Source organism: Symbioplanes lichenis (assembly GCF_030709675.1).
In the GTDB taxonomy this organism is placed as follows: domain Bacteria; phylum Actinomycetota; class Actinomycetes; order Mycobacteriales; family Micromonosporaceae; genus Actinoplanes; species Actinoplanes lichenis.
The window spans coordinates 113,583-127,473 of record NZ_JAUZQD010000004.1; the positions used below are offsets into that span (position 1 = coordinate 113,583).

A 13,891-nucleotide genomic window follows, 5' to 3' on the forward strand; every position below is an offset into this window, starting at 1 on the left:
TCGCGGGGCCCCGGCTCGCGCCGGCGCCGCCGACTCGGACCGTCCGCACGCAGAGAGACATGGCGACACGGGAGGGGTGGGCTGGTGCCGGGCGGCGACGCGAGGTGGCCGCCGCCCGGGTGGGGTCAGGGTGGGCGGGGAGGGTCAAGCCGCCGCCCGGGTGGGGTCAAGGTGGGCGGAGGGGCAAGCCGCCGCCCGGGTGGGGTCAGGCCGCGCGGGGTCGGCGGCGGCGGGTCAGGGCGAAGCCGATGATGCCGGTGAGGGCGGCGAGGATGCCGCCGCCTGCGGTCCAGATCCAGCGGGACGAGAATTCGGGGAGCCAGCCGTCGTCGTCTTCTTCGGCCAGGGGTGGGATCGTCCCGTTGACGGTGCCGGGGCTGTTTTCGGGGTTCAGGGGGGCGGCGAGGATGCCTTGGTCGTCGCCCGTGTCGCCCTTGGGGGCGGCCAGGGTGAGGTGGACCTTGATGGGGAGGCCGAGGTCCTGGTCCGGGAGGAGGGAGCTGGACAGCCGCACGTAGTAGGTGCCGGGCAGCGGGTCGCCGTCGGACGGTTCGGCCCACGAGCGGACCTGGCGGAGCTGACAGCGGAGGGCGACGCTCGTGGCTTCCTTGGCGGCGCGGGGGCTCTGGTCGCCGGCTACGCAGGGCTGGCGGCGGCGGAGGCCGTCGAAGACTTCGACGGTCCAGGACTGGGTGCCGTGGCGGTCGGTTGCCGGGGGCAGGGCGACCTCGGCGGTGAGGTCGGGGCGCTGACCGGCTTCGGCGGCGAACGACCAGTAGAGGTAGTCGCCGGTCACGGCCGGGACGTCGACGGGGCGGCCCGGGGTGACGGGCACGGCGGTCAGGAACGAGGTGCCCGCGATGGTGACGGGCGTCGACGGCGCCGGGGACGGGTCGGCGAGGGCGGGCGTCGCCCCCAGCGCGGCCACAGTGATGCCGGCCAGCGCGGCGCCCGCCAGCGCGGCGCGGGTCAGGACGGCCCGGCTCAGCGCAGCGCCGGCGAGTGCGGCGCGGGTCGACCGGGCGGCCAGCGCGGCACGGGTGAGGGGGGTGGTCGGGTGCTTCATCAGTTCCTCCAGGTGGCGACCCACCAGCGGGTGAGCCAGCCGGCCAGGACGCCGGCGATCAGGCCGGCGAGACCGAGGACGAGCAGGAGCAGGAAGCCGCGGCCCAGGCCGGGGGCGTCCGGGGCGTGCGAGGCCGGGGTCAGGCCGATGGTCAGTTCGAGGGGCATGCCGGGCTGGGCCGACGAGGTGCTCGACGCGAAGGAGTTGCTGACGACCAGGCACACCTCGGTCGGGGCGGGCGGGGTCTCGTCATCGTCGTCGCCCCAGCCGAAGAGGCCGCCGGAGTCGGAATCGGAAGTGGGAGCGGAGTTGGCCGTGGAAGTGGACCCCGACGGTTGGGGGCCGGCTTCTTCCGCGGCGGACCAGCGGAGGCCGGTCGAGAGGACGTCGGAGCGGCCGCTGCCCGCGTCGGTGCCGCGGACGAGCTCGCGCGGACCGACGGTGGCGGCGAGGAGGATGCCGTAGTCGCGGGCCACCTGGCGGTCGATCGCGATGCTGACCGAGGCGCGCAGCTCCTGGCCGGCCTGGACGGGGACCCTGTAGAAACGGTGCTCGCCGATGCGCTCGCGGTCGGTGTAGACGCCGGGCGTCAGGGTCGGTGCGCCGTCGCACGAGTCGGTGCCGGTGACGGGGGCCGGGGCCACGGGCGGGGGCACGGCGGCGCGGTCGACGAGTTGCTTGATCCGGTCGGTCAGCTCTTCCTCGCTCTGCGCCGCGGTGTACGTACCCCCGGTGGCAGTGGAAATGCAGACGAGCTGCTTGCGCGTCTTCTCGTCCGGGGTGAGGCCGAGCGTGTCCACGACGAGGCTGGTGCCCTGGGCCGCCAGCTCGCGCGCGACCGTGCACGGATCCGGCGGGGTGCACGTGTCCTCGCCGTCGGTGATCAGCACGATGCGCCGGGAGCCGCCGTCGCCGAGGTCCTCGGCCGCCTTGCGGAGTGCGAGACCCACGGGCGTGAAGCCGGTCGGCTTGAGGTCCGCGATCGCGGCCTTCGCGGCCGACCGGTCGACCTGGCCGACCGGGACGATCTGCTGCGTGTCCTTGCAGCCCTTCTTCTTGTCGTCGCCCGGGTAGGTCGCGCCGAGCACCCGGATGCCGAGCTGGGTGGTCTCCGGCAGCGCGTCGACGGTCGCGTTGAACGCGCGCTTGGCGACGGCGATGCGGGTCTCGCCGTCGATGTCGGCGGCCCGCATGGACCCGCTGACGTCGAGGACCAGCTCGACCCGGGGCGCCTCCGGCTCGCCCGGCTCCGCGAGCGCCGGGCCCGCACCCAGCGTGACGGACAGGCCGACAAGTCCGAGGACGCCCATGAGGGACAGTCTTCTGTGGATCACGCGGCAAGATCATAAGGGGCACCGGCGCCGGCCCCGCGCCCGACCCTTAGACCGGCATGAATACGCTGGTCACCGGCACCACGGCCACGAGATCGTGCGCCGCCGCGACATCCACGGCGAGGGTCTGATCCATGGTCCTCAGCCCGCGGGGCCGGGATTCGGTCGCCCGGAGCGGGCGGAGATCTGCGACCGATTCTGTACGTACGGTGCCGAGCGCCGCCTCCACGCTGCCCGCCTCGGGCTCCCCCAGCGCCACGTCGAGCACCGTGGCACCGCGCGGGTCGTCCCGGTCGGGCACCCGCGTCGACGTGCGCCCGCCCCCACTCGTCACAGCGATGCTGACGTAGTCGTCGCCGAGCTCGGCCGCGAGGTGGGCACCCAGCACCGGCAGCCGCAACCCGCCCGCCTCCACGGGAATGCGCTGGATGTGGTTGTTCGCCGCCCCGATGACGATCTTGGCGCCGGGATCCCGGAGGAGGTGCCGGACGGTGGCGGCCATGGCGGCGTCCCGGACATTGACCTCGTACGCGCCGGTCGCCTGGGCGCGCAGCTGCTGGTCGAGCAGGACGGCGAGGCGCAACTCGTGCCGGAGGGCCGCCGTCACGCCCACCGTCACCTCGGCGCGCGCGGACAGCTCGGCCAGGAGCACGGTCAAGCGGTCGCGGTCGGCTTGCGGCAGGAATGCGTACGCGGCGAAGGCGGGCATGGTGAACGGACCGGCCCACTTCTCCGCCTCCCCGCGCACCCGGTCGACGAGCTCCGGATCCAGCTGCGTGGCGGCGTGCTCCAGCGCCGGGAGCAGCGAAGCCAGATCGGCCGGCAGGTCGAGCCCGGCGTAGCGCAGAGTCGACTCCGATCGCATCCACCGGACCATCTCCCGCAGCGCCGGATCCGGCCCGAACCGGTACGTGAACCCGTCCACGGGATACTCGCCGGGCCCACCCTGGATCCACGCGTCCACGGCCAGGCCCTCGGAGAAGCCGGACTCGTGGGCGTACACGGTGAAGCCGAGCTCCTCGTGCAGCCGCCGCAGCATGCGGTGCCGCAGCGCGTGGTACTCGGGGATGAAGTGGGCGGACTCCCCGATCGCGACCACCCGCGCGGAGCCGATCAGCGTCTTCAGGTCGTCGAGGGGCAGAACGGACAGCGCTGTCATGGCCCGCATCTTGTCGTACCCCGGCGCTACGGTGCCACCGTGAAGCTGCTTCTCACCTCGTCCGGCGTCACGAACGACAGCATCCGCGCCGCGCTCGTCCGGCTGCTGGGCAAGCCGATCGCCGAGGCGAGTGCGCTCTTCGTGCCCACGGGGGTCTATCCGTTCCCCGGCGGCGCCGGCTCCGCCTGGCAGGCGCTGGCCGGTGAGCAGGCCGGGCGGCTGGCCGGGCTGGGGTGGCGGTCGCTGGGGGTCCTGGAGCTGACGGCGCTGCCGCACCTCGGCGAGGCGGCCTGGATGCCCGCCGTCCGGGCGGCCGACGCGCTGCTGGTGTGGGGCGGCGACCCGCTGTTCCTGGCCGGCTGGATGCGGCGCTCCGGGCTGGCCGGGCTGCTGCCGGCGCTGCGCCCCGAGGCCGTCTATGTCGGCGTGAGCGCCGGGGCGATGGCGGCCACCGGCACCTTCGTGGAGACCTACGACGAGGTGCCGGCCGGAAGCGAGGGGGTACGCCTCGAGGGGGACGCCGGCCGGTTCCTGGTCACCGGCCGGGGCGTGGGACTGGTCGACGTGGCGGTCATCCCGCACTTCGGGCATCCGCGCCACCCCGACGCGTCCCCGGCCGGCGCGGAGAGGTGGGCGGCCCACATTCCGGCGCCCACCTACGCGATCGACAACGACACCGCCCTCACCGTGGTCGACGGCGTCGTCGAGGTCGTCTCGGAAGGGCGGTGGCGACTGTTCACTCCGGCGGACCGGCCAGAGTGACCGACGGTTGCTCGTGCCGACGAAGTCCGCGACGAAGCCGGTCGCCGGGTGCAGAGAGACGTCGGTGGTGCGCGGCGAGCTGCTCGACGCGTAGGCGAGCAACCCGCCCAGCACCGCCCCGAGCACCGCGGTCATGGCCGAGAGGGCGATGACCGCGGCCGGACGCGTCGAGGACGTGGCAGTCGCCGAGGGCGCTGAGGCCGTCGTGGCCGGCGGCGTTGATCTCGTCCTGGCTCGAGGCGTCCGGCCGCGCGGAGCCGACCTCCGCCACTGAGCTGGGCGGACCGCTGGGGGGATCATGGTCGCTTCCCGGGCGACCGGGCGCTGACCATTGCGGAACCGGGGCGAGAACTCCCCGCCCCGGTTCCGGACATCCGGGTAGTTAAGCCGGTTCGGGGACCGATCCGGGCTCGTCCGGGACGACGACCGGCTCGTCCGGCGCCGGCTCGTGCGGGGCGGGCGGCAGCGGGTCCGGAGCGCCCGGCTCGAGCTCGCCCGGGTCGTCCGGGATGGGCGCACCCGGGTCCAGCGGCGGGTAGCGGTCGGGATCGGTGTCGATCCGGGGCATCCCTCGTCTCCTCTCCTGGGGCGACGCTCCTCGGCGACGCGCCCGAGGCGGGTCGCGGCTGAGGTGGATCGCGGCTGAGGTGGTGGTTCGCTCTTGAGGTGGTTTCAAGATCCCTACCCCCGGGGGTACGCGCACAAACCGGCCGATGGGAGGAAACGGACACGATCCGGATCGGTGGCATCGTGGGGACATGCTCATTGATCTTCACCGGCACCTCGAGGGCACCCTGCGCGTCGCCACCACGGTCGAGCTGGCCCAGCGGTACGGGCATCCGCTCGCGACCGCCGCCGACCCGGAGTCCCTGCTCGTGGCGCACGGGCCGCTCGGCGGGCTGGTCCCGTACCTGGACAAGGTCGACGCCGCCCCCAGCGCGTTCCGCACCGCGGAGGACTGGCACCGCGCCGGCCGCGAGGCGGTGCTGGACGCGGCGGCGGACGGGCTCGGCTATCTGGAGCTGCGGTTCAGCCCGTGGTTCATCCGGCAGGAGACGGGCCTGGCGCCGGAGGCGGTGATCGACGCGGTCGCCGACGGCGTGGCGGCGGCCTCGCGCGAGACCGAGATGCCCGTGGCGCTGATCGGCATCCTGCTGCGGGACCTCGGGCCCGGCCAGGGCGACGCGCAGGTGTCGACCCTGCTCTCCCGGCGCGACACGTTCTGCGCGGTGGATCTCGCGGGCAACGAGGCCGGGGTGCCCGCGGCCGAGTTCGCGCCCGCGTTCCGGCGCGCCCGCGACGCCGGGCTCCACGTCACCGTGCACGCCGGGGAGGCCGCCGGGCCGGAGAGCGTCCGCGCGGCGATCGAGCATCTGGGCGCCGAGCGCATCGGGCACGGCGTGCGCTCGGTGGAGGACCCGGCGCTGCTGGAGCTGCTGGCCGCGCGGGGCATCACGTGCGAGGTGGCGCTGACCAGCAACCTGCACACCAGCGTCGCGGCGAGCTACGCGACGCATCCGATCAAGCGACTGCTCGCGGCCGGGGTGCCGGTGGCCCTGGCGACCGACGACCCGCGGACGTCGGGGATCACGCTGTCCGGCGAGTACGCGGCCGCCCGCGCCGAGGCCGGCCTGAGCGCGCACGATATCCAGCGGATCGCCGCGTACGCCGCGAAAGCCGCCTTCACCCGGGGATCGCAACCGTCCGGGTTGCCATTGGGTGGCGCGGTGTCCTAGCGCCGAAGCACCCCGGGAACGCTTCCCGAACAGGCACGTGTCGCCGAGAGCCGGCGCACGTGTCTGTGGAGGTGCAGCTGCCGTGGGTCCGATGTTCGCCCCCCTCAAGGAGCGCAACTACCGGCTCTGGGCCGCCGCCGACCTGGTCTCGGTCGCCGGCACCTGGATGCAGGTCCTGGGCCTCAACTGGCTGGTGCTGTCGGCCACCGGCTCGGCCGGCGAGATGGGCCTGACCGTCATGCTGCAGGCGCTGCCGGTCCTGCTGCTCGGCAGCTGGGGCGGCGCCCTGGCCGACCGGCTGCCCGCCCGCACGATGCTCGTCGCGTGCCAGGCGTTGCGCGCGCTGCTGGCCGTCGCGCTGATCGTCCAGGGCGGCACCACGGTCGTCTACGCGATCGCGCTGGCCTCCGGCGTCATCAGCGCCTTCGAGGGCCCGGTGCTCGGCCGTTTCGGCTCGGCCCTGGTGCCGCCGTCGGCCCTCGGCTCGGCGCTGGCCCTCGGCTCGGTGCTCAGCAGCGCCGGCCGGATCGGCGGCATGGCCCTCGGCGGCGTGCTCATCGGCATCACCGGTCCCACCACCCTCTTCGTCATCAACGCGGTCTCGTACGGCGCCGTGATCCTGGCGCTGTGCCTGATGCGTACGGGCGACATGCGCGACCTCCCGCAGGCGAGCGCGGCCGAGGGCGGGGTCCGGGCCGGCTTCCGGTACATCCTGGGCCAGCCCGTCGTGCTGCTCGTGCTGGCGATCTCGTTCGTGCTCGGGTCGCTGGGCCGCAACTACCAGGTGACGATGGCGGCGATGGTGGCCGGCCCGCTGCACGGCGGTTCCGGGTCGTACGGGCTGCTCTCCACGGTCTTCGCCGTCGGCGCCGTGACCGGGGGCCTGGTGCTGGCCGGGACCGGCCGCTCCACCCTGCGGGTCCTGCTGGCCACCGGCTTCATGATCAGCGTGCTGCAGTTCGTGTCCGGTCTCGCCCCGGACGTCCTCGGCTTCGCCGCCCTGCTCCTGCCCATCGCCGCCGGCGCGGTCGTCTTCGACACCGTGGCCGCCACCCGGATCCAGCTGGACACCCGCGAGGACATGCGCGGGCGCGTCCTCGCCACGGCCGGCATCGTCTCGTCCCTGTCCGGCATGGTCGGCGCGCCCGCCCTCGGCTGGCTCTCCGACGCGGCCGGTCCCCGCACCGCCCTCCTCGTCGCGGGCGCGGTGACCACCGTCGCCGTCGTCGCCGGCGGTGTCGTCCTGGCTCGGATCAAGGGCCGCACGCTCAGCCTCCGCCCGCTGCACCTGCGCGACCTGGTGCTGGCCCGCCCGTCGGCCGAGCAGCCCGCCTGACGGCCGCGCCCGCCGGGACGCGGCGGCGTCGTCGGCCGCCGGCCCGACCCGGCGGGCCAGGAACCGCACACGGCGGTGACCACCGAGGTCGTGGCCGGCGCTCCCCCGGGCTGAGCCGGTTCAGGAGGCCGGGTACGGGGTGACGGCGAGGACGCGGGCGAGGTGGGCGGCGTTGGCGGCGAGGGACTTGGTGGTCTTGCCGGTGGTGTCCGGCTTCGGGCCCGCGTCCTTGTAGTCGACGCTGCCCATGGCCTCGCCGACCCAGTAGGTGCCGGCGCCGGGCGCGAGCGAGAAGCCGACGTCGTTCAGGGCCTGGAACACCTCGGCGTGCACGTGGTGGGCGCCGTCCTCGTTGCCCACGACGGCGACGGCCGCGACCTTGTCGTACATGCTGGGGCGGCCGAGGTCGTCGGTCTCGGAGATCTCGGCGTCCAGGCGCTCGAGCACCATCTTGGCGACGCTGGAGGGCTGGCCCATCCAGATCGGGGTGGCGATGACCAGGATGTTCGCGGCGAGGATCTTGTCGCGGACCGCGGGCCAGCCGTCGCCGCCGCCCTCGTCGGTGCTGACGCCGAACTTGACGCCCAGGTCGGCGACGCGCAGCACCTCGCCCTCGACGTCGTGGTCGGCGAGGGCGTCGAGCACCTCGCGGCCGAGCAGCTCGCTGCTGGACTCGGAGTCCGACGAGCGCAGCGAGCAGGCGAGGACGAGGGCGCGCAGGGTGGGTGAGTCAGGCATGAGGGATCCTTTCGAGGACTTCGGAGGGGGTGATGGCCAGGAGGGCGGGATGCACGTCCGGGCCGGGTGCGTCGCCCCGCTCGGCGCGGGTGCCGTGCCAGATGACCTGGTGCTGCGGGCGGTCCGGGGGCGGGCCCCAGCGCGCCGGCGGCATCGGGCCGAAGAGGGTGACGGACGGGGTGCGGTAGGCGGTGGCCAGGTGGGCGATGCCGGTGTCGCCGCTGATCAGCAGGCGCGCGTGGGCGACGAGCCCGGCCAGTTCCGCGAGTCCCGTGTCGAGGACGGCGCTCTCCCCCAGGCCGGCAGCAGCCGCGACGGCCGAGGCGATGTCACGCTCGGCGGCGGATCCCGTCACGACGACTTTGTGCCCCGAGGAAGCCAGCGCGCGGGCGACGGTCGCGTAACGAGAAACCGGCCAGCGGCGCGAGGGGGACTTCGCGCCCGGGTGGATGATCGTGACCCCGTGCGGGACGGCGACGCGCGGAACCGCCAGATCCGTGTCGTCCGGGGAGGCGGCGACACCGTAGTGGGCGAGCATGCGGCACCAGCGGTCGCGTTCGTGCTCCTCGTCGCGCCACGATGGCCCGGCGCCGAAGGCCCACAGCTGTTCCGGCCGGGCGGAGGCGAGCAGTTCGGTGGACTGCGGGCCCGAGCCGTGCAGGTTGATCGCGATCTCGACCGGCGGCAGCGGCGGAAGTGGAACCAGGCCGGACTGGGGCACGACGCGGTCGACGCCGCCGATCAGGTCGATCAGCGGCGTCAGCCACGCGGGGGCGGCCAGCGCCAGGGTCCGGTCCGCGAAATGGGACCGGACCGCCCGGATCGCCGGGACGCCCGCGGCGAGGTCGCCCACGCCGAGGGCCCGCAGGACGAGGATCACGGGTACGACGACTCCTGCTCGGCGGCGATGACAAGCTCGCGGACCGCGCAACCGGCGGGCTGGTTGAGCGCGAAGAGGATCGCGTTCGCGACGTTGGCCGGGTCGTTGAGGATCGCGTCCGGGCCGGGCTTGTACTGCTCGGTGCGGTCGTCGAAGAACTTCGTGCGCATGCCGCCGGGGATGACCAGCGTGACGTTGACCTGCCCGGCCAGCTCGGCCGAGAGTGCCCGGGTGAAGCCGACGACGCCGAACTTCGCGGCGCAGTAGGCGGTGGCGTCGCTGACGGCCTTGATACCGAGCGTGGAGGAGATCGTGACGACCCCGCCGTGCGACTCCTTGAGCGCCGGGAGCGCCGCGCGGATCACGGCGGCCGTGGCGAGCAGGTCGATCATGACGATGCGGTCCCAGGTCTCGCCGGGGATGTCGGCGAGCGCGCCGGGCACGTCCATGCCGGCCGCGGTGACCACGCCGTCGATCCGGCCGCCCGCGCGAGAGATCAGCTCGCGGGTGGCCGCTTCGGCGGCGCGGGTGTCGGCCAGGTCGCATTCGACCCATTCGACATCGGAGGAAGCCGGGGCCTGCCGGTCGATGACGAACGGGCGGCCGCCGGCCTTGCGCACCGCGTCGACGACCGCGGCGCCGAGGCCGCTGGATCCGCCGGTGACGATGACTGCGTCCATGCTTGTTACCTCCTGGTGGCGGCCTGGGCCGCGGCGATGGTGTTGGTGGTGGAACGGCCGTCGAGATAGGGGACGATCACGGTCTGCCCGCCCCAGCGCCGGACGAGCTCGGCCTCGGGCAGCTCGGGCCCGCCGTCGGCGTAGTCGCCGCCCTTGACCCACACGTCGGGGCGGAGCCAGGTGAGCGTGGCCTCGGGGGTGGGCTCGTCGAAGACGACGACCGCGTCGACGCATTCGAGGGCGGCGAGCATCCGCGCCCGGTCGTCCTGCTTGGTCAGCGGGCGGTCGGGGCCCTTGAGCGCCGAGACGCTGCTGTCGGAGTTGAGGCAGACGATCAGGCAGTCGCCGAGCTTGCGGGCGGCCTGCAGGGTGGCCAGGTGCCCGACGTGCAGCAGATCGAAACAGCCGCCGGTCGCGACGACGGTCCCGCCCTTCGCCCGGACGTCGGCGACGATCTTCTCGGCCGGCGACGGGACGGCCGGCAATGCAGCCGGAGCGAGTGCCGCCGTCACTCCCCCGCTCGCCACATAGGAACTCGCGGAGGCAACGGCTTCCTGCACGGCCTCGGAGACCAGCGCGCCCCGGGCGAGGGCAAGCGCGGCGGTCGCGGCGAACCGGTCCCCGGCCCCGCACGTGTCGCCGTCGGAGGAGATCAGCGCCGGCACCACGAGCGGAGTCGAGCCGTTGTGGACCAGCACCGCACCCTTGGCGCCGATGGTGACGACCACGGCGCCGGCCCGCCAGCGCCGGCGGAGAGTCTGGCCCGCGCGCTGCACCATGGCCAGCTGGGATCCGCCCCCGGCGAGATCGGTCAGCTTGCGGGCCTCGGACTCGTTGGGCGTCACGAGGCGCACGTTGGGCACCGGGGCGGGACCGTTGGGGTGCGGGTCCCAGACGATCGGCGCCTTGGCCTGCTCCAGAGCGGTCCGCAGTTCAGGCTGCCGCAGCACGCCGCGGCCGTAGTCGGAGACCAGGATGGCACTCGCCCGCTGCAGCACCTCCAAGGCCGCCGCCGGGGCGGGACCGGGAACGGCGGGCTCCCCGCCGCGGTCGAGGCGGACGAGCACGTGACCGCCGGAGCGGAGGCGGATCTTCTCGGCCGTCGCGCCTTCGAGCGGGAGGGCGTACACATCGATGCCGGCGGTGGAAAGCAGCGAGCTCAAGCGGGCCGCGGCGGCGTCGGAGCCGAGGGCGGTCACCAGCGCGACGTCGTGATCACCCGCGGCGGCGGCCAGCAGCGCCGCGAGACCGGCGCCGCCGGGACGGTCGGAGACCGAGCGCTCGTCGAGCACGGGCGCCGGGGCGTCGGGGGCCACGCGGTGCACGCTGCCCTCGACGTCGCGGTCGAGGAGCGTGTCGCCGACGACGACCAGGAGCGGACGGCTCATCGCGCCAGCACCGCCTCTCGCACCAACGCCGGTTTTCCCAGCACCACGGGCAGGTGCCGGTCCAGGTACTCGCACATCACGTGGACGGAGATCAGGTGCAGCTCCTGGACGACCTGCGAGTCGCCGGAGGGGCAGTGCAGCGTCTCGTCACAGGCGTCGGCGAGCGGATTGGCCCCCTCCCCCGTCATCGCCCACGTCCGGACGCCCATCTCCCGGGCGGCGTGCGCGGCGGCGACCAGGTTGGGGCTGCGGCCGCTGGTCGACATCAGCATCAGCACGTCGCCGGGGCGGCCGTGGGCGCGTACCTGGCGGGCGAAGACCTCGTCGAAGCCGTAGTCGTTGCCGATGGCCGTGACCGCCGACGAGTCCGGGGTGAGCGCGATGGCCGACAGCGGCATCCGCTCGTCGCGCAGCCGGCCGACCAGCTCGGCCGCCAGGTGCTGGGCCTCGGCGGCGCTGCCCCCGTTGCCGGCGACCAGCAGCCGGCCGCCGGTGCCCAGGTGCTCGGCGAGCAGTTCGCCCCAGCGGCAGAGGCGGGTGCCGGCCACGGCGCGGAAAAGGGGAAGCGCGGCGGACATGCCGCGCAGGTGACTGTCCAACGGGTCCATCAGACGACCGCCTCTCGGGACTCGGTGGTGAGGGTGGGGGTCACGGTCAGGCCGGCCACGTCGGCGTAGACCGCGGCCAGGCGGGCGGCGATCCGGGGCCACGCGTAGGAGTGCGTGGCGCGGTCGCTCGCCGCGGCCGCGTACGAGACGCGGCGGATGTCGTCGTGCAGCAGCCGGCGCAGCGCGGTGCCCAGGGCGCCCGGGTCGCGGGCGGGCACGAGGTCGCCGGTGATGCCGTCGACGACGGTGTCGGTCAGGCCGCCGACCGCGGTGCCCACCACGGGGACGCCGCAGGCCATGGCCTCGAGCGGGGTGAGACCGAACGGCTCGTACCAGGGAGCGGCGGCGAGCACGTCGGCCGAGCGGTACCAGTGCGGCATGCGGGCGGCGGCCACGGCCCCGGCGAGCACGACGCGGTCCCCGACGCCGCACTTCCGGGCGAGGGCGCGCAGCTTCCGGGCGTACGGGTGATCGGTCACGTCCCCGTCCGGCGGTCCCCCGGCGACGACCAGCTCGGCCCCGGGGATGGCGGGCAGCGCGCGGATGACGTCCTCGTAGCCCTTGCGCTCGACGAGCCGGCCGACGGTCAGGATCCGGGAGAAGCCGGGGCGGCGGGGCTCGGCCGGGCCCTCGGGCGAGAACACGCCGGTGTTGACGCCCGACGGGACCAGCACCATGTTGGACCGGGACAGGCCCATGCGCAGCAGCTCGCGCACCTCGTCCTGGCACTGCACGACGATGCGGTCCACGACCCGGCCCAGCTGCCGCTCGTACGCGATGCGGTGTTGCGGGCTCGTGTCGGCCGGGCCCTGGTGGCGCCGCTTGACCGTGCCCAGCGCGTGGAAGGTCTGCAGGACGGGCACGTCGCAGCGGCGCGCGGCGGTGACGGCGGCGAGCCCGCTCATCCAGAAGTGCGCGTGCGCGACGTCCGGCAGCCACCCGGCGCGCCACTCGGCGGCGAGCCACTCGGCGAAGGCGCCCATGAACGGCAGCAGGTCGTCCTTGGGCAGCGCGACCGGCGGCCCGGCCGGCACGTGCACCACCTCGAAGCCGTTGACGGTGACCGTGTCCGGCAGCGCGGCGTCGTCGCGGCGGGTGTAGACGCGCACCTCGTGCCCCTGGGCGGCCAGCGCGGCGGCGAGCTCGGCGACGTGGGCGTTCTGGCCGCCGGCGTCCACGCCGCCGAGCGCGGACAGCGGGCTGGCGTGCTCCGAGATCATCGCGATGCGCATGTTTCCTCCTCCAGCAGGCGGTCCCAGTCCGCGAGGAACCGGTCCAGTCCGTAACGGGCCAGGGCGACCTGGCGGGCGCGGTCGCCGAGGCGCCGGGCGGCGTCCGGGTCCTCGATCAGCCAGCGGGCGGCCTCGACGAGCGTGTCGACCCGGGTGGCGATGACCCCGGCGTCGTCCGGGACGGCGGCGACCGCCTCGGTGGTGGCCAGGGCCAGGACGGGCATGCCGATCTGCATCGCCTCGATCAGGCTCAGGCCCAGCGAGGTCCAGCGGCACGTGTGGACGTACGCCCGGCGCCGGGCGATCTCGAGGTGCATGGCGGCCTGCGGCGGGTCGTCGTGCGGGGTCACGCCGGGCAGGTCGAGGCCCGCGACACCCATCCCGTACACGTCGAGGGGGGCGACCGCCGCGAAGCGCGGGAAGAGATCGGTGCCGGTGACCCGCTGCCGCCGGACCGGCTCGTTGGTGACGACCGCGAGCCGGTCGAGCTCGCCGGACCACCGCGCCTGCGGCTCGACGACGCCGTGCTCGATGACGGACGTGCGGGTGCCACCGGTATCCCAGAACAGCTCGTTGAAGTGCGTCACGTGTGCCACGATCAAGTCGTCCCGGTCGGCCATCGGGTGGCGGCTGTCCGGGACGTCGCCCTTGGGCGTGTTGTGCTCCACATAGATCTTCGGCACGTCCAGATGGGCGACGCGCTCCAGCTCCTCGGGGCGCTGCAGCACGATCACGTCGACGTCGTCCGTGGTGAGCGAGGCGAAGTCGACCTCCTCGGCGTTCTCCGGCCACTCGAAGGTGCGGGCCCGGCCGCGGCCCCACTCGTCGCGGGCGGCGTTGACCGGCACGAGGTAGCGGTGCTTGCCCCGGACGAACGCGGTCGCCCAGGAGCCGTGCACGTGCCACAGCAGGATGTTCATGCCGAGTCTCCCTTTCGCATGCCCTCCTGGCCCTCACCGTCACGGCCGCCCGCCG

At 74.3% G+C, this 13,891-nt stretch carries 14 protein-coding genes; 3 read left to right on the forward strand and 11 right to left on the reverse strand.

Annotated elements, in window-relative coordinates:
- Positions 1-205: 205 nt before the first annotated feature.
- The 3 genes from RAN62_RS10740 to RAN62_RS10750 are packed head-to-tail and all read right to left on the reverse strand — an operon-like array spanning position 206 to position 3,556.
- The gene (locus RAN62_RS10740; RefSeq protein WP_305784404.1) at positions 206-1,066 is read right to left on the reverse strand and encodes a peptidase; all 861 of its coding nucleotides are present in this window, start codon (positions 1,064-1,066) and stop codon (positions 206-208) included.
- On the reverse strand, positions 1,066-2,400 hold the full coding sequence (locus RAN62_RS10745; RefSeq protein WP_438874483.1) for a VWA domain-containing protein: 1,335 nt from the start codon (positions 2,398-2,400) through the stop codon (positions 1,066-1,068). Before RAN62_RS10745 ends, RAN62_RS10740 begins: the two co-directional genes overlap by 1 nt.
- Positions 2,401-2,446: 46 nt before the next feature.
- A complete protein-coding gene (locus RAN62_RS10750; RefSeq protein ID WP_305784405.1) occupies positions 2,447-3,556 on the reverse strand; it encodes an erythromycin esterase family protein in 1,110 nt (369 codons plus the stop codon).
- 39 nt (positions 3,557-3,595) lie between these two features.
- On the opposite strand from RAN62_RS10750, the gene RAN62_RS10755 reads away from it, so the two are divergent.
- The gene (locus RAN62_RS10755) at positions 3,596-4,318 is read left to right on the forward strand and encodes a Type 1 glutamine amidotransferase-like domain-containing protein (RefSeq protein ID WP_305784406.1); all 723 of its coding nucleotides are present in this window, start codon (positions 3,596-3,598) and stop codon (positions 4,316-4,318) included.
- A 382-nt stretch (positions 4,319-4,700) separates the two neighbouring features.
- Here RAN62_RS10755 and RAN62_RS10760 read toward each other — a convergent pair whose 3' ends face one another.
- Positions 4,701-4,886: a hypothetical protein gene (locus tag RAN62_RS10760; protein ID WP_305784407.1), complete on the reverse strand. Its 186-nt coding sequence runs from the start codon at positions 4,884-4,886 to the stop codon at positions 4,701-4,703.
- 190 nt (positions 4,887-5,076) lie between these two features.
- Here RAN62_RS10760 and add point away from each other — a divergent pair, with 190 nt between their 5' ends.
- Positions 5,077-6,054 carry an adenosine deaminase gene (gene add, locus RAN62_RS10765; protein ID WP_305784408.1) on the forward strand — a complete coding sequence of 326 codons (978 nt, stop codon included), beginning with the start codon at positions 5,077-5,079 and terminating at the stop codon, positions 6,052-6,054.
- A gap of 91 nt (positions 6,055-6,145) precedes the next feature.
- Complete coding sequence (locus tag RAN62_RS10770; protein WP_305784409.1) at positions 6,146-7,390, forward strand: MFS transporter; 1,245 nt, start codon at positions 6,146-6,148, stop codon at positions 7,388-7,390.
- Between the two features lie 120 nt (positions 7,391-7,510).
- Here the strand turns inward: RAN62_RS10770 and RAN62_RS10775 are convergent, their stop codons facing one another.
- The 7 genes from RAN62_RS10775 to RAN62_RS10805 are packed head-to-tail and all read right to left on the reverse strand — an operon-like array spanning position 7,511 to position 13,836.
- Entirely contained in the window at positions 7,511-8,128 is a 618-nt protein-coding gene (locus RAN62_RS10775; RefSeq protein WP_305784410.1) for a flavodoxin family protein, read from the reverse strand.
- Positions 8,121-9,008 (reverse strand): glycosyltransferase family 9 protein, encoded by an 888-nt coding sequence (locus RAN62_RS10780; RefSeq protein ID WP_305784411.1) that lies wholly within the window; start codon positions 9,006-9,008, stop codon positions 8,121-8,123. The genes RAN62_RS10775 and RAN62_RS10780 overlap by 8 nt, the downstream gene beginning before the upstream one ends.
- Positions 9,005-9,688, reverse strand: coding sequence for an SDR family oxidoreductase (locus tag RAN62_RS10785; RefSeq protein WP_305784412.1), 684 nt, complete (start codon positions 9,686-9,688; stop codon positions 9,005-9,007). Before RAN62_RS10785 ends, RAN62_RS10780 begins: the two co-directional genes overlap by 4 nt.
- A 5-nt stretch (positions 9,689-9,693) precedes the next feature.
- Positions 9,694-11,076: a PfkB family carbohydrate kinase gene (locus RAN62_RS10790; protein ID WP_305784413.1), complete on the reverse strand. Its 1,383-nt coding sequence runs from the start codon at positions 11,074-11,076 to the stop codon at positions 9,694-9,696.
- Entirely contained in the window at positions 11,073-11,684 is a 612-nt protein-coding gene (locus RAN62_RS10795; protein ID WP_305784414.1) for a D-sedoheptulose-7-phosphate isomerase, read from the reverse strand. Before RAN62_RS10795 ends, RAN62_RS10790 begins: the two co-directional genes overlap by 4 nt.
- Entirely contained in the window at positions 11,684-12,916 is a 1,233-nt protein-coding gene (locus RAN62_RS10800) for a glycosyltransferase (protein ID WP_305784415.1), read from the reverse strand. Before RAN62_RS10800 ends, RAN62_RS10795 begins: the two co-directional genes overlap by 1 nt.
- The gene (locus tag RAN62_RS10805; RefSeq protein ID WP_305784416.1) at positions 12,901-13,836 is read right to left on the reverse strand and encodes a glycosyltransferase; all 936 of its coding nucleotides are present in this window, start codon (positions 13,834-13,836) and stop codon (positions 12,901-12,903) included. Before RAN62_RS10805 ends, RAN62_RS10800 begins: the two co-directional genes overlap by 16 nt.
- Positions 13,837-13,891 lie beyond the last annotated feature (55 nt).